The following is a 16555-nucleotide window of genomic DNA, read 5'->3' on the forward strand; positions in this document are numbered from 1 at the left end:
GAGGGCGGCGGGAGGCGCCCGCGGCCGGCGGCGGAACGAAGCGCTCACTGGGTGCCCGGCGGAGCCGTTACGCTGGAGGCGTGGCAGTCGTCGATGTATCCGAAGAGCTGAAGTCCCTCTCCTCGACCATGGAGTCGATCGAGGCCGTCCTGGACCTCGACAAGATGAGGGCAGATATCGCCGTGCTCGAGGAGCAGGCGGCCGCGCCGTCCCTGTGGGACAACCCGGACGAGGCGCAGAAGGTCACCAGCAAGCTCTCCCACCTCCAGGCCGAGGTCAGGAAGGCGGAGGCGCTGCGCGGCCGGATCGACGACCTCGCGGTCCTGTTCGAGATGGCCGAGGAGGAGGACGACTCGGACACCCGTGCCGAGGCCGAGTCCGAGCTGGTCTCCGTGCGCAAGGCGCTGGACGAGATGGAGGTCCGCACCCTCCTGTCCAACGAGTACGACTCCCGCGAGGCGCTCGTCAACATCCGCGCCGAGGCCGGTGGCGTCGACGCCGCCGACTTCGCCGAGAAGCTCCAGCGCATGTACCTGCGCTGGGCCGAGCAGCGCGGCTACAAGACCGAGCTGATCGAGACGTCGTACGCCGAAGAGGCCGGCATCAAGTCGACCACCTTCGCCGTCCAGGCGCCGTACGCCTACGGCACCCTCTCCGTCGAGCAGGGCACGCACCGCCTGGTGCGCATCTCGCCCTACGACAACCAGGGCCGCCGCCAGACCTCCTTCGCCGGTGTCGAGGTGCTGCCCGTCGTCGAGCAGTCCGACCACGTCGAGATCGACGAGAGCGAGCTGCGGATCGACGTCTACCGGTCCTCCGGGCCCGGCGGCCAGGGCGTGAACACGACGGACTCCGCGGTCCGCATCACCCACCTGCCCACCGGCATCGTCGTCTCCTGTCAGAACGAGCGGTCGCAGATCCAGAACAAGGCCACCGCGATGAACGTCCTCCAGGCCAAGCTGCTGGAGCGGCGCCGGCAGGAGGAGCAGGCCAAGATGGACGCCCTCAAGGGCGACGGTGGCAACTCGTGGGGCAACCAGATGCGTTCCTACGTGCTGCACCCGTACCAGATGGTCAAGGACCTGCGCACCGACTTCGAGGTGGGCAACCCGGAGGCCGTGTTCAACGGCGAGATCGACGGGTTCCTGGAGGCCGGAATTCGCTGGCGCAAGCAGCAGGAGAAGTAACTTTGTCGACATGACAACTGCCGTCCCGTGGACGGCAGTTGTTCTTTTGTCTGGGTTTTACGTCACACTCACAGGTTTCAACTCACCGCAAACGCCCTCCCGCCGGACATCGCGCCCGCAACGCCCTTGACGTTGCTTTGAAAAATGGGAAGGGTGAGCCGCGGCATGCGTGTTTGAGGGGCGCATGTGAACCGGGGGATCGAGTTGACGCCATCGCGTCACCAGCCGCCCCCGTCGATCACGGCACGCCCCACGCGACGCCCCACGGACGAACAGCTACTGGGGGTAGCAACCATATGACGAAGAAGACGCGTATCCGGGTCGCGCGGATAGCCGCCGGCGCCGTGATCGCGGCCGGTGCGTCCCTGACGGCCGCCGGTGCGGCCTCCGCCCTGGACCTCGGGGGCCCGATCAGCCTGGGTGTGAGCGGGGTCGGCGCCGACGGCGGCAACACGGACGGCGGCAACACGGACGGCGGCAACACCGACGGCGGAGCCATCGAGGGCGCGACCATCGGTGTGTCCGAGGGGCCCGACGGCGGTGGCGCCTCGATCGGCGGTCACGACACCATCGGTGGCGACGCCTCGATCGGCGGTGACGCCTCCATCGGTGGCGACGCTTCCATCGGCGGTGACGCTTCCATCGGTGGCGACGCTTCCATCGGCGGTGACGCCTCGATCGGCGGTGACGCTTCCATCGGCGGCGACAGCGGCACCGACGGCGGTAACGGCAACTCGGGCGGCAATGGCACCGATGGTGGCAACGGCAACTCGGGTGGCAACGGCAACTCGGGTGGCAACGGCACCGATGGTGGCAACGGCAACTCGGGTGGCAACGGCACCGACGGCGGTAACGGCAACTCGGGTGGCAACGGCACCGATGGTGGCAACGGCAACTCGGGCGGCAATGGCACCGATGGTGGCAACGGCAACTCGGGTGGCACCGGTACCGACGGTGGCAACGGCACCTCGGGCGGCGACAGCGGCTCCGGCGGTTCCACCGACGGCGGTTCCGGCAACTCCGGCGGTTCCACCGACGGCGGCTCGACCACCGGCGGCGGCTCCACCACCGGCGGCTCCACCGACGGCGGCTCGACCGACGGCGGCACCGGCTCCACCGGCGGTTCCACCGACGGCGGCACCGGCACCGGTGGCAACCACACCACGCCCGAGGGCGGCAACAACAACGTCCCGCAGGACGAGGGATCCTCGGCGCTGACGGACACCGGTTCCGACACCTCGGTCCAGGGCGGCGACAAGCAGCTCGCCGAGACCGGTGCCGGTCAGACCGCGTTCCTGCTCGTGGGCGCCGCGACGATGATCGCCGGCGGTATCGGCTTCCGCGTCCTGCCGCGTCTGGTGAGCGGCCGGGGCGGCGCCACCGCCTGACCGTAGCCGCACGCTCACGCTGGGCATGCACGTAAGGGCCCGGAGCCTTGAGCTCCGGGCCCTTACGACGTCTCGGACGGGCCTACGCGCCCTGGTGCGCCAGCAGCGCCACCGCGGCGATCAGCACCGCCAGCAGCGCGATCAGCGCCATCGGGTTCAGCCCGGACAGGCCCTGGAAGAAGCCCTCCTGCTGCAGTCGCTCGCGGTTGGCACGGCACACCGGGCACCGGCCCTCGTTCACGGGCGCCGCGCAGTTCGCGCACACCAACCGGTCGTACGTCATGCGCTCGCCCTCCTCGCACCGGCCATCACCTGTACAACGCTCACGGGGCCGGGAACGTTCCCCCGCGTTTGGCGTCGTCTCCGTCTCCCCTCCACTGTGCCAGGTTCCCGCGGAGCCCGCGCGGGGCCTCCGTACCCGGGGACACGAACAGGGAGCGGTACAAAAACGTACAAGTCTTGCCCAACCTCAGCCTGCGACTGCGCTCGCGCACCCGGTTCGCGTATGGTCACGCTCATCTACCCCCGGCGACCCGTGGTGCATCCGTGATCCGATTCGACAACGTCTCCAAGGTCTACCCCAAGCAGACCCGCCCCGCACTCAGGGATGTCTCCCTGGAGGTGGAGAAGGGCGAATTCGTCTTCCTCGTGGGGTCCTCCGGCTCCGGAAAGTCCACCTTCCTCAGGCTCGTCCTCCGCGAGGAGCGGTGCAGCCACGGCCAGGTGCACGTGCTGGGCAAGGACCTCGCGCGCCTGTCCAACTGGAAGGTGCCGCAGATGCGGCGCCAGCTCGGCACGGTCTTCCAGGACTTCCGGCTGCTGCCGAACAAGACGGTCGCGGAGAACGTGGCCTTCGCCCAGGAGGTCATCGGCAAGTCCCGCGGCGAGATCCGCAAGTCCGTGCCGCAGGTCCTCGACCTCGTCGGCCTCGGCGGCAAGGAGGACCGCAGGCCCGGCGAGCTGTCCGGCGGTGAGCAGCAGCGCGTCGCCATCGCGCGCGCGTTCGTCAACCGGCCCAAGCTGCTGATCGCCGACGAGCCCACCGGCAACCTCGACCCGCAGACCTCCGTCGGCATCATGAAGCTGCTCGACCGGATCAACCGGACGGGCACCACCGTCATCATGGCGACGCACGACCAGAACATCGTGGACCAGATGCGCAAGCGCGTCATCGAGCTGGAGAAGGGCCGTCTCGTCCGCGACCAGGCCCGCGGCGTCTACGGCTACCAGCACTGACCGCACCCAGCTCCCGAAAGGCCTGAAGAAGTAGCCATGCGCGCCCAGTTCGTCCTGTCGGAGATCGGTGTCGGTCTCCGCCGCAACCTGACGATGACCTTCGCCGTCATCGTCTCCGTCGCCCTGTCCCTGGCCCTGTTCGGCGGCTCGCTGCTGATGAGCGACCAGGTGAGCACCATGAAGGGCTACTGGTACGACAAGGTCAACGTCTCGATCTTCCTGTGCAACAAGCACGACGCGGAGAACGACGTGCACTGCGCCAAGGGCGCGGTCACCGAGGACCAGAAGAAGCAGATCCTCACCGACCTGAAGGGCATGCCGGTCGTCGACAAGGTGACCTACGAGTCCCAGGACGAGGCGTACAAGCACTACAAGCAGCAGTTCGGCAACTCCCCGCTGGCCGGCTCGCTGACGCCGGACCAGATGCAGGAGTCGTACCGGATCAAGCTCAAGGACCCGCAGAAGTACCAGGTGATCGCGACCGCGTTCAACGGGCGGGACGGCGTGCAGTCGGTGCAGGACCAGAAGGGCATCCTGGACAACCTCTTCCAGCTGCTGAACCTGATGAACCGGGGCGCGCTCGGCGTGATGGCGATGATGCTGATCGTCGCGCTGCTGCTGATCGTCAACACCGTGCGCGTCTCGGCGTTCAGCCGCCGGCGCGAGACCGGCATCATGCGGCTGGTCGGCGCCTCGGGCTTCTACATCCAGGCGCCGTTCATCGCCGAGGCCGCGGTCGCCGGGCTCATCGGCGGCGGCCTCGCCTGCGTGGCGCTCGTGCTCGGCCGGTACTTCACCATCGACCACGGCATGGACCTCTCCCACAAGCTCACCCTCATCAACTTCGTGGGCTGGGACGCGGTGTTGACCAAGCTGCCGCTGATCCTCGCGACCAGCGTGCTGATGCCGTCGCTCGCGGCGTTCTTCGCCCTGCGCAAGTACTTGAAGGTGTGACGCACACCAAGAAGGGCCGTACGGGCATCCGTCCGTACGGCCCTTCGCGTTGTCCTAGACTCACCGCCATGTCAGGCCGCGACCCGTTCCACGAGACCCGCCGCACCCGCCGCGGGGCCGCCCTGACCCTGGTCTTCGCCGGTGTGCTGATCGCCGGCGCCGCCACCGGCTCCCTCCCGGGGCCCGGCGCACCGGCGCGGCGGACGCCGGTCGGACCGGCGGACCCGGCCGCCCGGCACACGGCCGTGGAGAAGGCCGCCGCCGAGGCGCTGGCCGCCGGCACGTCCCCCATGGAGGCCGCCGAACGGGCCGTCAGCCGCAGCGGCGACCGCTGGGCCGCGGTCTACTCCGAGGACGAGTACGAGGAGTTCCAGGACGCGCTGGACGGCCGCTACACCGGGGTCGGCCTGTGGGCGCGGCAGCAGCCGGACGGCCGGATCGAGATCACCAGGGTGCGGGCCGGCTCGCCCGCCGCCCGTGCCGGGATCCGCGCCGGCGACCGGCTGCGCAGCGTCGACGGCCGCCCGGTCGACGGGCGCCCGGTCACCGAGGTGATCGCCCTGCTCCGCGGCGACGCGCCGCGCGCGGAGGCCCCGGCCGGCACGACGGTCACGCTCGGCCTCCGGCGCGGCGCCCGCGCCTGGACCGAGACGCTGCGCCGGGCCCGGCTGTCCACCGACTCCGTGACCGTGTGCCGGCTGCCCGGCGGGGTCACCGTCCTGAAGGTCTCCGCGTTCACCAAGGGTTCCGCCGGCGCGGTCCGCGCGGCCCTGCGCACGGCCCCGGCGGACGGCCGCACCGTCCTCGACCTGCGCGGCAACTCCGGCGGCCTGGTCACCGAGGCCGTGGACACCGCCTCCGCCTTCCTCGACGGCGGCCTGGTCGCCACCTACGACGTCGACGGCGTCCAGCGCGCCCTGCACGCCGCCCCGGGCGGTGACACCGCCCGGCCCCTCGTCGTCCTCGTCGACGGCGGCACCATGAGCGCGGCCGAGCTGCTCACCGGCGCCCTCCAGGACCGGGGCCGCGCCGTGGTCATCGGCTCGCGCACCTTCGGCAAGGGCTCGGTCCAGATGCCGGTGAGCCTGCCCGACGGCTCCGTGGCCGAGCTGACCGTCGGCCACTACCGCACCCCGTCCGGGCGCACGGTCGACGGCCGGGGCATCACTCCCGACCTGGAGGCGGGCGCGCGGGCCCTGCAACGGGCCGAGACGGTCCTCGAAGGACTGGGCGATCCGTCGTAGCCACGGGTAAACCGCTGTACTCGCACCCCCCGCCTGGTGCGAAAATGGTCGGCACTATGGCTAAGGAAACAGGGCGCAAGCTGATCGCGCAGAACAAGAAGGCGCGGCACGACTACCACATCCTCGACACCTACGAGGCCGGTCTGGTCCTCATGGGCACCGAGGTGAAGTCGCTGCGCCAGGGCCGGGCGTCGCTGGTCGACGGCTTCGTGCAGCTCGACGGCCACGAGGCGTGGCTGCACAACGTGCACGTCCCCGAGTACAGCCAGGGCACGTGGACCAACCACAGCGCCCGCCGCAAGCGGAAGCTGCTGCTGCACCGCTCCGAGATCGACAAGCTGGAGGCGAAGTCGCAGGAGACGGGTCACACGATCGTGCCCCTCGCGCTGTACTTCAAGGACGGCCGGGCGAAGGTCGAGATCGCCCTCGCCCGGGGCAAGAAGGAGTACGACAAGCGCCAGACCCTGCGGGAGAAGCAGGACCGGCGCGAGGCGGAGCGGGTGATCTCGGCGGTCCGGCGCCGGCAGCGCGCCTAGCGGGAATGCGCTGGCCCCCGCCCGCGTTGTTCCCGTACGATGGGACACAGCACCGGACGTTCGCGCCTGGTGCGCACCTTGAGAAATCAACATGGGGATGATCGGTTTCGACAGCGGCTGTCGAAGCAGGGGAAGCGTGTCGAGGAAGCGGCCATGATCTCGTAAACCACAGGCCGAAAAAAATAATCGCCAACACCAAGCGCGATTCCTTCGCCCTCGCTGCCTAAGTAGCGACTTGCGAAGTGTCAGCCCGGGGCTGTTCCCGACCCGGATCCTGGCATCAGCTAGGGAACTAAACCTCTAGACCCGGTCACGGGGTGTAGAGGGAAATCACACAGTGACTGAGCCCGTCGGAGACTTGTCCGCGTGATCTCCGGGGCCGAGAAAAACGTAGCGGACTGCACACGGAGAAGCCCTGATTCCGCACCGTTGGACGCGGGTTCGATTCCCGCCATCTCCACGATCGGGAGGCCACCGGCCTCCCACCCATGTGGGCGAAGGCCCCGCGGCGATGCCGCGGGGCCTTCGTCTTGTCCTACGCCTGGCCGGGGCCGGGCCCGCCCTCCTCCGGCACTCCCGGTTCGGACAGCTCGCCCTCGACGGGCGCGGCCGTCACGGAGTGCGGCCCGACCGTCAGCCGCAGATGCGGGCTGAGTTCCACGGTCACGAACGACTTGGTGCGCGCCACCACGCTCCGGAACGCCTCCAGCGCGGGCAGCGGCACCACCAGCCGCTCGGCGTGCTGGGGCACGCCGAAGGTCTCGGCCCCGGCCGGCGGCCGGCCGCGTGACCCGCCGGAGCGGTGCGCGGAGCGCAGCGGCCGGCGGACGCCCGGATACAGCGCCGCGTACAGGCCGGCGAAGGTGTTGAGGTGGGCGAGCCCGGCCGCCGTCAGCCGGCACACGCAGACGTCCTCGATCCGCCGCCGTTCGACCAGGTGGGGTGGCAGCCGCTCGGCGTGGGCGGAGAGCAGCCCGGCCACCGCCCACAGCCCGCCCTCGGCCCGGGACGCGTGGGCCTCCACGTTGAACAGGTCCACGAGTAGCTGCCAGTGGGTGGAGGGCTGCGCGTTGCGGTGGAACTGCTCCATGCGCGGAGCGATCCGGGTCAGCTCCCGGGCGTAGACGTGGGTCCAGCGCAGCAGGGCGAGCCGGGCGTTGGCCTGCCGGTCCCGGTCGGTGTCGAAGTCGGCGATCACCCGTTCCCGCTCCGCCCGCACCCGGGTCTGGCGCAGCTCGCCCAGTTCGTGGGCCAGCACCCGGCGGGTGCGCTGCACGGGCCGGCCGTAGGCGGTGGCCAGCTCGATCAGGTCCGGGTCGTCGGGCGACGGGCCCTTCCACGGCCCCGGCGCCGGTACATAGCGGTCGGCCAGGGTCTCGATCAGCTCGGCGGCCCGCTCCTGGCGCCTGCGGACGGCCGGGGTGCGGTTGACGGCGCGCTCCAGAACGGCGCGGGAGACGCCGAACAGCGCCGCCACCTCGTCGAGGAAGCACGGCCGCCGGCTGGGCACGATGCCCTCGTTCTCGAACCGCCGGTAGTTCTTGGGCGACACACCGAGCGCCTCCACCACGTCCCGGGCCCGCAGGCCGCAGGCGCGGCGGGTGTCGGCGATGCCCCAGGGGGCGTGCAGCCGGTCGTTCATCAGGAAGGAGGGGTGGGTGCCCAGGGCCCGGGCGAGGGCGCGGATGCGGGGCGGATCTGGCACTCGGTGCCCGTTCTCGTAGGCCAGTATCTGGGCCTTGGTGGTGCCGACGGCCCGCGCCAGTTCCTCCGCCGTCATGGCCGTCGCGCCCGGACGCGCGTGGAGGTTCATCCGGAGAGCGCGCAGCTCCGACGGGCTGAAATCGGCCAGTCCCCGCGCCATGCCAGTGCTCTTCCTCTTCGGGAGGACCACTTTAGGGGTACCATTCCTGCGTCACGGCGGTCGTCCATCGACGGTCCGCGGGAGCGGCTCACCTGGCCCGGCTTGCTTTTAGGCGGCTGAACAGGTGGATGCGCCCGCTGAAATGCGCGAGGTTGGACGACGTCGGGCCCAGGTTGGTGACTGCGGTCCATGTGGATCGATGGTGAAAGTGGCCCTGGCCCCCACGGTTGTCAGGCCGCCTACGAGGGCACAGGGCCGGCGTGTGGGAGCGAGACTCCGAAGGCCCTCTGTTGCCGCAGAGGGCCTTCCGCCGTCAGAAGAGACTTTCCAGCTGGTGTCGCAGCCAGGCACCCAGTGCCTGGAGCGCCAGCCAACCGAGGATCTTCCTCACGGTCTTCCGGTTGTCCCGCCCGCCGCCTTCCGGCGGATTCTCCACGCGCACACCTCCTCTCGGTCGCGGGGCGATCGGCCCCGATCGGGCGAACCGATCGCGAAGCGCGTCACGAGAGACGATGTGTGATGAGCCTACCCGGTCACACGCGTCACACAGGTCGAGTTCAGAGCGCGTCGGGCCCCAACTCCGTTGCAGGTTGTCCGTTTGACGATCAGTTGATTGCCGTACTTGTCCGTAGGGTGCCGGACCGTTCCGTCGGCTCCCGGGGCCGCGGGCCGGGCTGCCGACCGTTGCCGCAGTTCACAGCCGCTACGGGTACGCCGGGCCGGTGGGACGTGCGCGGAGTGGGCAGACGCCGTCCACGGGCCGTCGGTGTTTCCGGCCGTAGACGAAATCGATCATGTGTTGTCGATCACATCGGTCACCATCCGCCCACTTCACGTCGCCTTCCGTAAGCGTGCGGTCAGGCCGTGCGGTCCCGGCCGGCCAGGCCGACGAGCAGGGCCAGGACGGCGGCCGACGCCGGGACCGCGAAGGCGGTCACGGGGGAGAGACGGTCCGTCGCCCAGCCGCCCGTCGCCGAGCCGCAGGCGATGCCGGTGAGCAGCCCGGTCACCATCAGGCTCATGCCCTCGTTCAGCCGGCCGGCGGGCGTGCGCCGCTGCACCAGGCTCATCGCCGTCACCATGGTCGGCGCGGTCGCCATGCCCGCGACCAGCAGCGCACCGGCGAGCACCGGCAGCGAGCCGGTGCCGGCCGCCGCCCAGGGCAGCGCCATGAGGACGGCCATGGCCGCCAGGCACCGGGTCAGCCGGACGGCGGCCGGCCCGAGCGCCCCGTACACCAGCCCCGCCGCGCACGACCCCGCCGCCTGCAAAGCGAGCACCGCGCCCGCCGCGGCGCGCTCTCCGCGCGCGTCGGCGAAGGCGATCGTCGCCACCTCCATCGCGCCGAACACCGTGCCGGTCGCCGTGAAACAGACCAGCAGCGCCGGGACGCCGGGCGCGCGCAGCGGCGACGGCGCCTTCGTGCGGGCCGCCGGCGGCGGTTCGGTCGCCCGCTGCGCGGTGAACAGCACCATCCCGGCGAGCAGCAGGCCCGCCCCCGCGAGGGTGCCCGCCTCCGGGAAGAACGTGCCGGTCAGGAAGGAGGCGAGCACCGGCCCGAGCATGAAGCACAGCTCGTCCGCGGCCTGCTCGAACGCGTTCGCCGCGTGCAGCGCGCCGGGCTCGTCCCGCAGCAGATGGGCCCAGCGGGCCCGGGACAGGCCGCCCACGTTGGGCGTGGCGGCGGTGGCGGCGTACGCGGCGAACAGGGTCCAGCCGGGCGCGTCGTAGTGGACGCACAGCAGCAACGCCAGGCTGCCGAGTACCGAGACGACCGTGGCCGGCAGCGCGATCCGGGCCTGCCCGTGCCGGTCGACCAGCCGGGCCAGCCAGGGCCCGGCCGCCGCGGTCGCCGCGAGCCCGGTCGCCGTGACGGCACCGGCGAGGGCGTACGAGCCGCGGGAGCCGGCGATCATCACGACCGCGCTCACGCTGAACATGCCGGTGGGAAGGCGGGCGAGCAGGTTGCCGGCGGTGAAGGCGCGGGCGCCGGGGACGGCGAAGAGCCGCCGGTAGCCGGTGCCCGGCCGCCCGCCGCGGGGTATGCGGCGGCTTTGGAGGGCGGGTCGGGGTGGGTGCGGGGGCGCGGGCGGCGCGGTCTGGTGCGGCATGGATCCACGGTCGCCCGGGGCGGAGCACCGGGTCCAACACCTTCCGCGCGCCGATTGACGCACTTGCATTGTAAGTTCGCCGTCATGCCCGCCGCCGCCTTCATCGACCCGCGCCTGCTGCGCGCCTTCGTCACGGTCGCCGAGGAACTGCACTTCACCCGGGCCGCGGCCCGCCTGTACGTCGCCCAGCAGGCGCTCAGCCGTGATGTGCGGCGGCTGGAGCGGGAGTTGGGCGCGGAGCTGTTCGTGCGCACCACCCGGCAGGTCACCCTGACCCCGGACGGCGAACGCCTGCTGCCGTACGCGCGCCGCGTCCTCGCCGCCCAGGACGACCTGCTCGCCGCGTGCGCGGCCGGCCGGTCCCGCCCGCTGCTGGTCGACCTCAACTCGGCGGGTCTGGCCACCGGCCGCCGGGTGCTGTACCGGGCCCGCGAACTGGCCCCCGCGCACGAGCTGATGGCCCGCTACGAGAGCGGCCTGACCGGTGCCGCCGCCGATCTGCTGGCCGGCCGCCTGGACGCCTCCTTCGGCCGCTTCGCCGGCCTGGACCCGGCGCTGCGCTCCGGCCTGGCGCAGCAGCCGGTGCGGTACGAGCCGATGGCGGTCGTCCTGCCCGAGGACCATCCGCTGGCCCGCTCGCCCGAGGTGCCCCTGTCCGCGCTGGCCGGGGAGACGGTGTACGCCGGCGCCGGCAACCCGCGCACCCGGGAGTGGACCGACCTGGCCCTGCGGCTCTTCACGGGCCGGGGCGTCCGGCCGGCCCCGCCGCTCCCGCTGGCCGTCGGCGACGAGGAGTTCGGCCGCGTCATGGCGAAGACCGGGAACCCGGTGCTGGCCGTGGTGGACTTCCCGGCGCTGCCCGGCACGGTGGTGCGGCCGCTCGTCGATCCCGTCCCGCTGTCCCCCGTGTCCCTGGTCTGGCGCAGAGGACTGGTCCATCCCGGCCTGGCCGCACTGCGCGAGGCGGCGGCCGGACTCTCCCGAACCGAGGACTGGCTGCACCGGCCCCCCGACGGCTGGCTCCCGCCGGAGGACGAGGAAACGATGACCGCCTGCACGTGAGACACGGGACGGGCCCCTTGCGAGGTGGGCCTTCTCCGGTGGCGGGCTCCTTGCGACGCGGGCCTTCCCAGCGGAGAGCCTCACCCCGGTGTGGCCTACTCCGGATGTGCCACGGCTTCCTTCTGCAATTGCACCGCCGCGAGCAGGCTCAGGTCCGGTTCCGCCTGGCGCAGGGCCTTCACCGCGGCGACCGAGGTGATGTCCCCGGTGAACCCGACGCCGGCCAGCCGCGACCGCACCCACGCGGCCCGCAGCGGCCCCTCACCGGCGTCCGCGGTCGCCTCGACGAGCGCGGCGGCCCGCTCCAGACCCGGCCGCTCGTCCTCCGGTGCCCCGGCCAGCGCCTCCCGCAGCGCCGCCGCGACGAGGTCCGAGTCCCGGATGACCAGAACGCAGTCCAGCCTCTTGCCCCATCCCGCGAATGCCTTCATACGATCATGGTCGCTCCCGTCCGCCGCCCGGTCCACACCGGTTGAGCAGTTCCAGAGCTTCGCGCCGTCCGCGCCGCCGGGGGCCGGGCCGGACGCCTCACCGGCCGCTCCCGGGCCGAGTGAGAGCATCGTTTTCTTCCGGTCACCCACAGCCACAGGCCGGAAACGCGCCCTCCCTACCTTCGGACCGAGTCAGTGGTCGGCAGACCGAGCAGCCGGAGCACCCGTGGAGGCGTGATGACAGCCCCAGCCCCAACCCGTCGCAGTGGCCGCTGGATCGAGCACTGGGATCCGGAGGACGAGGCGTTCTGGAGCGCGACCGGGGAGCGGACCGCGCGCCGGAACCTGTGGTTCTCCGTGCTCTCCGAGCACATCGGCTTCTCCGTGTGGACCCTGTGGTCCGTGCTGGTGCTGTTCATGGGACCCGAGTACGGGCTGACCCCGGCCGACAAGTTCCTGCTGACCTCGGCGGTCACGCTGGTCGGCGCGGTGGTCCGGGTGCCGTACACCTTCGCCGTGGCGGTCTTCGGCGGCCGCAACTGGACGATCATCTCGGCGAGTCTGCTGCTCGTCCCGACCGTCGCCGCGTTCGCCGTGATGGAGCCGGGGACGTCCTTCACGACCTTCCTCCTCGTGGGCCTGCTGGCCGGCATCGGCGGCGGCAACTTCGCCTCCTCCATGACCAACATCAACGCCTTCTTCCCGCTGCGGAAGAAGGGCTGGGCGCTCGGGCTCAACGCCGGCGGCGGCAACATCGGCGTGCCCGTCATCCAGCTCGTCTCGCTCGCCATCATCGGCGCCGGCGGCGGCCCGCGCGTGCTGCTCGGGATCTACATCCCGCTGATCGTCGTGGCCGCCGTGCTCGCCGGGCTGCGCATGGACAACCTCGCCTCGGTGCGCAACGACACCGGCGCCGCCAAGGACGCCGTCCGGGACGCCCACACCTGGATCATGGCCGTGCTCTACATCGGCACCTTCGGCTCGTTCATCGGCTACAGCTTCGCCTTCGGCCAGGTGCTCACGAACCAGTTCGGCCGGACCCCGCTCCAGGCGGCCTACCTCACCTTCATCGGCCCGCTGCTCGGCTCCCTCATCCGTCCGCTGGGCGGCCGTCTCGCCGACCGCTACGGCGGTGCCCGCATCACCCTGTGGAACTATGTCGGCATGGCCGCAGCCACCGCCGTACTCATCGTCGCCGGCATGCAGAAGTCGCTGCCGCTGTTCGTGTCCGTGTTCGTCGTCCTGTTCGTGCTCAGCGGCCTCGGCAACGGATCGACGTTCAAGATGATCCCCGGCATCTTCCAGGCCAAGGCACTGGCCCGGGGGCTGGAGGGCGAGGCGGCCGTGGCCCACGGCCGGCGGCTGTCCGGTGCGGCCATGGGCCTGATCGGCGCGGTCGGCGCGCTCGGCGGAGTCGGCATCAACCTGGCGTTCCGCCAGTCGTTCCTCGCCTACGGCTCCGGCACCGGCGCGTTCGTCGCCTTCCTCGCCTACTACGGCCTGTGCTTCGCGGTCACCTGGGCCGTATACCTTCGCCGCTCCCCGGGGCGGGTTCAGGCCACGGCGCCGGCTTCGGAGACGACGGCCCGGCTCGGTTATGCAGAGGTGTGACGTAACACCGGCGACATCGATCCGTACCGAGCCTGTCACGCCGTGTTGACAGGCTCGGGCGGCGTGCCGGCCAGCTAGGAGAGCCATGTACGACGAAGACCAGCAACCCGAGCACGGCCCCCTCGCCGGGTTCACCGTGGGCGTCACCGCCGCGCGCCGCGCCGAGGAGCTGAGCGCCCTGCTCCAGCGACGCGGTGCCACCGTCCTGCACGCGCCCGCGCTGCGGATCGTGCCGCTCGCCGACGACGGCGAACTGCTCGCCGCAACGAAGGAGATCATCGACCAGGTGCCCGACGTCGTCGTGGCCACCACGGCGATCGGCTTCCGGGGCTGGGTCGAGGCCGCCGACGGCTGGGGCCTGGGCGAAGAGCTGGTGAGCCGGCTGCGCGGGGCACGGCTGCTGGCGCGCGGGCCCAAGGTCAAGGGCGCGATCCGCGCGGCGGGCCTCACCGAGGAGTGGTCGCCGGCCTCGGAGTCGCTGGCCGAGGTGCTCGACCGGCTGCTGGAGGAGGGCGTCGACGGCGACCGGGTCGCCGTCCAGCTGCACGGCGAGCCGCTGCCCGGCTTCGTGGAGTCGCTGCGGGCGGCCGGGGCGGAGGTGCTCCCGGTGCCGGTCTACCGCTGGATGCCGCCCGAGGACATCGGCCCGCTGGACCGCCTGCTGGACGCGGCCGTCACCCGCGGCCTGGACGCGCTCACCTTCACCAGTGCGCCCGCCGCCGCCTCCCTCCTGGCCCGGGCGCAGGACCGGGGCCTGCTGGACGAGCTGGTCTCCGCCCTCGCCCACGACGTCCTGCCGGCCTGTGTCGGCCCGGTCACCGCGGTCCCGCTCCAGGCCCACGGCGTGGACACCGTGCAGCCGGAACGCTTCCGGCTGGGCCCCCTGGTCCAGCTCCTGTGCCAGGAACTCCCGGGCCGGGCGCGGACCTTGCCCGTCGCCGGGCACCGGGTGGAGATCCGCGGCCACGCGGTCCTGGTCGACGGCGACCTCAAGCCGGTCCCGCCGGCCGGCATGTCCCTGCTGCGCGCCCTGGCCCGCCGGCCCGGCTGGGTGGTGCCCCGCGCGGACCTGCTGCGGGCGCTGCCCGGCGCGGGCCGGGACGAGCACGCCGTGGAGACGGCGATGGCCCGCCTCCGTACGGCGCTCGGCGCGCCGAAACTGATCCAGACGGTGGTCAAGCGCGGCTACCGGCTGGCCCTGGACCCGGCGGCGGACGCGAAGTACGCGGACTCCTGAGCCGGCCCGCGCCCGCGCCCGCGCCCGCGCCCGCGCCCGCGTCCCGGCACCGCGGCCCGCTCCCGCGCGCCCGGGCGGGGCCACGGCGGCCGGCGCGGGTCCGGGTCCGGGACGACCGCGGCCGGTACGGGGGGTTCCGGCGGGTGCCGCGGGCGGGCACTGTGGAGGGGCGGGGCGGACCGGGCCCCGCATGCCGTCCGCGCGGCGCCCCGCACGCTGCCGCGCGGCTCTCGCCTAGGCGGTGACTGGCACATGGCACCGGGAAGCGCCCCGCCCGCGCACGCGCCGCGGTTCGACGCCGGACGGGTCTGTCTGGACCTGCTCGCCACCCTGCACCCGGACGAACGCCTCGGCGGTGTGGGCGCGTTGCGCGCGTGGATCGCGGACGCCGGACTGGTGCCGGACGGTACGCCCCTCGGACACGCCGACGGATCGTGGCCGGCCGCCTTCCAGGACCTGCGCGAGAGCGTCGGGCACGTGGTGCGGGGCATGCTGGCCGCGCCGTCACCGGCGTACGGGCCCGCACTCGGACGGGTCAACGAGGCCGCCCGGTGCCCGACCCCCGCGCCCGTCGCCGTACCCGGTCCGGACGGGCGGCCGGTGCGGGAGCTGGCCGGGCCGCCCGGCTGCGCCGCGCTGCTCGCCGTCGTCGCCCGGGACGCCGTGGACCTGCTCACCGATCCCGTCGCCCGGGCCGCCGTACGGCGCTGCGCGGCGGACGACTGCCCGCTCGTGTACCTGGACGCCTCCCGCGGGCGGCGCCGGCGCTGGTGCTCCAGCGAGGGGTGCGGCAACCGGGAGCGCGTCGCCCGGCACCGGCGGCGGGCCGCGCTCGCGCGGAGCTGACACCCGCGACGTGATGTCCGCTACAGCGCGGCCGGCCGCCCGCTACGCGGGTAGCGCGCGGCCCGCTCGGTGCCGTGCCGGGAAAGTGAAGATCGTGCGGTGGGAATGTGCGCGCATGTCCCGCTCGTCACCCCGGCCTCGGGAAATCCGCCCCTCCGGTTTGAACACCGGGCCGCCCGGGCCCGTACCGGTGGGCGAGCGACCGACTGGGGGAACCCCCGGACACCGGAGGTGGGCGTGCGCAAGGATGCGGCCGTGGCCAAAGAACGTGGAACGAGGGCCCGACATCGCATGTCCTCACAGTCTCCGGAGCCTGACGAGGAGCTGATGCGCGCGCTGTACCGAGAGCACGCCGGACCTCTGCTCGCGTACGTCCTGCGGCTGGTCGCCGGTGACCGCCAGCGCGCCGAGGACGTCGTACAGGAAACGCTCATCCGTGCCTGGAAGAACGCCGGTCAGCTCAACCGGGCGACCGGATCGGTACGCCCCTGGCTGGTGACGGTCGCGCGCCGCATCGTCATCGACGGCCACCGCAGCCGGCAGGCCCGGCCGCAGGAGGTCGATCCGTCGCCGCTGGAGGTCATCCCCGCGGAGGACGAGATCGACAAGGCGCTGTGGCTGATGACGCTGTCGGACGCGCTCGACGACCTGACCCCGGCCCACCGGGAGGTTCTCGTCGAGACGTACTTCAAGGGGCGTACCGTCAATGAGGCGGCCGAGACGCTGGGCATCCCGAGCGGGACGGTCCGCTCCCGGGTGTTCTACGCCCTGCGGTCGATGAAGCTGGCACTGGAGGAGCGGGGGGTGACGGCGTGATGAGCGAGGGGTACGGGGGAATGCAGGGATTC

General features: G+C 72.2%; 15 protein-coding genes and 1 other RNA gene. 12 read left to right on the forward strand and 4 right to left on the reverse strand.

Annotated elements, in window-relative coordinates; all coding sequences use genetic code 11:
• Positions 1–80: 80 nt before the first annotated feature.
• Positions 81–1187 carry a peptide chain release factor 2 gene (gene prfB, locus ACZ4SV_RS26885; RefSeq protein WP_365871549.1) on the forward strand — a complete coding sequence of 369 codons (1107 nt, stop codon included), beginning with the start codon at positions 81–83 and terminating at the stop codon, positions 1185–1187.
• 296 nt (positions 1188–1483) lie between these two features.
• Positions 1484–2575: a hypothetical protein gene (locus tag ACZ4SV_RS26890; RefSeq protein WP_468007095.1), complete on the forward strand. Its 1092-nt coding sequence runs from the start codon at positions 1484–1486 to the stop codon at positions 2573–2575.
• Positions 2576–2657: 82 nt separating this feature from the next.
• Here ACZ4SV_RS26890 and ACZ4SV_RS26895 read toward each other — a convergent pair whose 3' ends face one another.
• Positions 2658–2858 (reverse strand): hypothetical protein, encoded by a 201-nt coding sequence (locus ACZ4SV_RS26895; protein WP_365871546.1) that lies wholly within the window; start codon positions 2856–2858, stop codon positions 2658–2660.
• Positions 2859–3121: 263 nt separating this feature from the next.
• Here ACZ4SV_RS26895 and ftsE point away from each other — a divergent pair, with 263 nt between their 5' ends.
• From ftsE to ssrA, 5 genes are all read left to right on the forward strand, one after another.
• Entirely contained in the window at positions 3122–3811 is a 690-nt protein-coding gene (ftsE, locus tag ACZ4SV_RS26900) for a cell division ATP-binding protein FtsE (RefSeq protein WP_020940379.1), read from the forward strand.
• A 36-nt stretch (positions 3812–3847) separates the two neighbouring features.
• Positions 3848–4765, forward strand: coding sequence for a permease-like cell division protein FtsX (ftsX, locus tag ACZ4SV_RS26905; protein ID WP_365871543.1), 918 nt, complete (start codon positions 3848–3850; stop codon positions 4763–4765).
• A gap of 68 nt (positions 4766–4833) precedes the next feature.
• The gene (locus ACZ4SV_RS26910; RefSeq protein WP_468007098.1) at positions 4834–6009 is read left to right on the forward strand and encodes a S41 family peptidase; all 1176 of its coding nucleotides are present in this window, start codon (positions 4834–4836) and stop codon (positions 6007–6009) included.
• A gap of 56 nt (positions 6010–6065) precedes the next feature.
• Complete coding sequence (gene smpB, locus ACZ4SV_RS26915; protein ID WP_365871539.1) at positions 6066–6545, forward strand: SsrA-binding protein SmpB; 480 nt, start codon at positions 6066–6068, stop codon at positions 6543–6545.
• A gap of 93 nt (positions 6546–6638) precedes the next feature.
• Positions 6639–7008: a transfer-messenger RNA gene (gene ssrA / locus ACZ4SV_RS26920) on the forward strand.
• Between the two features lie 72 nt (positions 7009–7080).
• Here ssrA and ACZ4SV_RS26925 read toward each other — a convergent pair.
• Positions 7081–8409 (reverse strand): helix-turn-helix transcriptional regulator, encoded by a 1329-nt coding sequence (locus ACZ4SV_RS26925; RefSeq protein ID WP_468007100.1) that lies wholly within the window; start codon positions 8407–8409, stop codon positions 7081–7083.
• A gap of 857 nt (positions 8410–9266) precedes the next feature.
• Positions 9267–10520 (reverse strand): MFS transporter, encoded by a 1254-nt coding sequence (locus ACZ4SV_RS26930; RefSeq protein ID WP_468007102.1) that lies wholly within the window; start codon positions 10518–10520, stop codon positions 9267–9269.
• An 84-nt stretch (positions 10521–10604) separates the two neighbouring features.
• On the opposite strand from ACZ4SV_RS26930, the gene ACZ4SV_RS26935 reads away from it, so the two are divergent.
• Positions 10605–11582: a LysR family transcriptional regulator gene (locus tag ACZ4SV_RS26935; RefSeq protein WP_468007104.1), complete on the forward strand. Its 978-nt coding sequence runs from the start codon at positions 10605–10607 to the stop codon at positions 11580–11582.
• Between the two features lie 95 nt (positions 11583–11677).
• Here ACZ4SV_RS26935 and ACZ4SV_RS26940 read toward each other — a convergent pair whose 3' ends face one another.
• Complete coding sequence (locus tag ACZ4SV_RS26940; protein ID WP_365871531.1) at positions 11678–12013, reverse strand: hypothetical protein; 336 nt, start codon at positions 12011–12013, stop codon at positions 11678–11680.
• 237 nt (positions 12014–12250) lie between these two features.
• Between ACZ4SV_RS26940 and ACZ4SV_RS26945 the strand changes: the two genes are divergently transcribed.
• From ACZ4SV_RS26945 to ACZ4SV_RS26960, 4 genes are all read left to right on the forward strand, one after another.
• Entirely contained in the window at positions 12251–13624 is a 1374-nt protein-coding gene (locus tag ACZ4SV_RS26945; RefSeq protein WP_468007106.1) for a nitrate/nitrite transporter, read from the forward strand.
• Between the two features lie 85 nt (positions 13625–13709).
• Positions 13710–14861 carry a uroporphyrinogen-III synthase gene (locus ACZ4SV_RS26950; protein ID WP_365871527.1) on the forward strand — a complete coding sequence of 384 codons (1152 nt, stop codon included), beginning with the start codon at positions 13710–13712 and terminating at the stop codon, positions 14859–14861.
• Between the two features lie 252 nt (positions 14862–15113).
• A complete protein-coding gene (locus ACZ4SV_RS26955) occupies positions 15114–15707 on the forward strand; it encodes a CGNR zinc finger domain-containing protein (protein WP_468007108.1) in 594 nt (197 codons plus the stop codon).
• 231 nt (positions 15708–15938) lie between these two features.
• Positions 15939–16523 (forward strand): sigma-70 family RNA polymerase sigma factor, encoded by a 585-nt coding sequence (locus ACZ4SV_RS26960; protein ID WP_365871523.1) that lies wholly within the window; start codon positions 15939–15941, stop codon positions 16521–16523.
• Positions 16524–16555 lie beyond the last annotated feature (32 nt).

This window comes from Streptomyces sp. NPDC027672, from assembly GCF_055566335.1.

Excerpts from the sequence above, each read along its gene's own strand:
- ACZ4SV_RS26890 (WP_468007095.1), top strand. The coding sequence starts at position 1,484 with ATGACGAAGAAGACGCGTATCCGGGTCGCGCGGATAGCCGCCGGCGCC.
- ACZ4SV_RS26895 (WP_365871546.1), bottom strand. The coding sequence starts at position 2,858 with ATGACGTACGACCGGTTGGTGTGCGCGAACTGCGCGGCGCCCGTGAAC.
- ftsX (WP_365871543.1), top strand. The coding sequence starts at position 3,848 with ATGCGCGCCCAGTTCGTCCTGTCGGAGATCGGTGTCGGTCTCCGCCGC.
- ACZ4SV_RS26910 (WP_468007098.1), top strand. The coding sequence starts at position 4,834 with ATGTCAGGCCGCGACCCGTTCCACGAGACCCGCCGCACCCGCCGCGGG.
- smpB (WP_365871539.1), top strand. The coding sequence starts at position 6,066 with ATGGCTAAGGAAACAGGGCGCAAGCTGATCGCGCAGAACAAGAAGGCG.
- ACZ4SV_RS26925 (WP_468007100.1), bottom strand. The coding sequence starts at position 8,409 with ATGGCGCGGGGACTGGCCGATTTCAGCCCGTCGGAGCTGCGCGCTCTC.
- ACZ4SV_RS26930 (WP_468007102.1), bottom strand. The coding sequence starts at position 10,520 with ATGCCGCACCAGACCGCGCCGCCCGCGCCCCCGCACCCACCCCGACCC.
- ACZ4SV_RS26935 (WP_468007104.1), top strand. The coding sequence starts at position 10,605 with ATGCCCGCCGCCGCCTTCATCGACCCGCGCCTGCTGCGCGCCTTCGTC.
- ACZ4SV_RS26940 (WP_365871531.1), bottom strand. The coding sequence starts at position 12,013 with ATGAAGGCATTCGCGGGATGGGGCAAGAGGCTGGACTGCGTTCTGGTC.
- ACZ4SV_RS26945 (WP_468007106.1), top strand. The coding sequence starts at position 12,251 with ATGACAGCCCCAGCCCCAACCCGTCGCAGTGGCCGCTGGATCGAGCAC.
- ACZ4SV_RS26950 (WP_365871527.1), top strand. The coding sequence starts at position 13,710 with ATGTACGACGAAGACCAGCAACCCGAGCACGGCCCCCTCGCCGGGTTC.
- ACZ4SV_RS26955 (WP_468007108.1), top strand. The coding sequence starts at position 15,114 with ATGGCACCGGGAAGCGCCCCGCCCGCGCACGCGCCGCGGTTCGACGCC.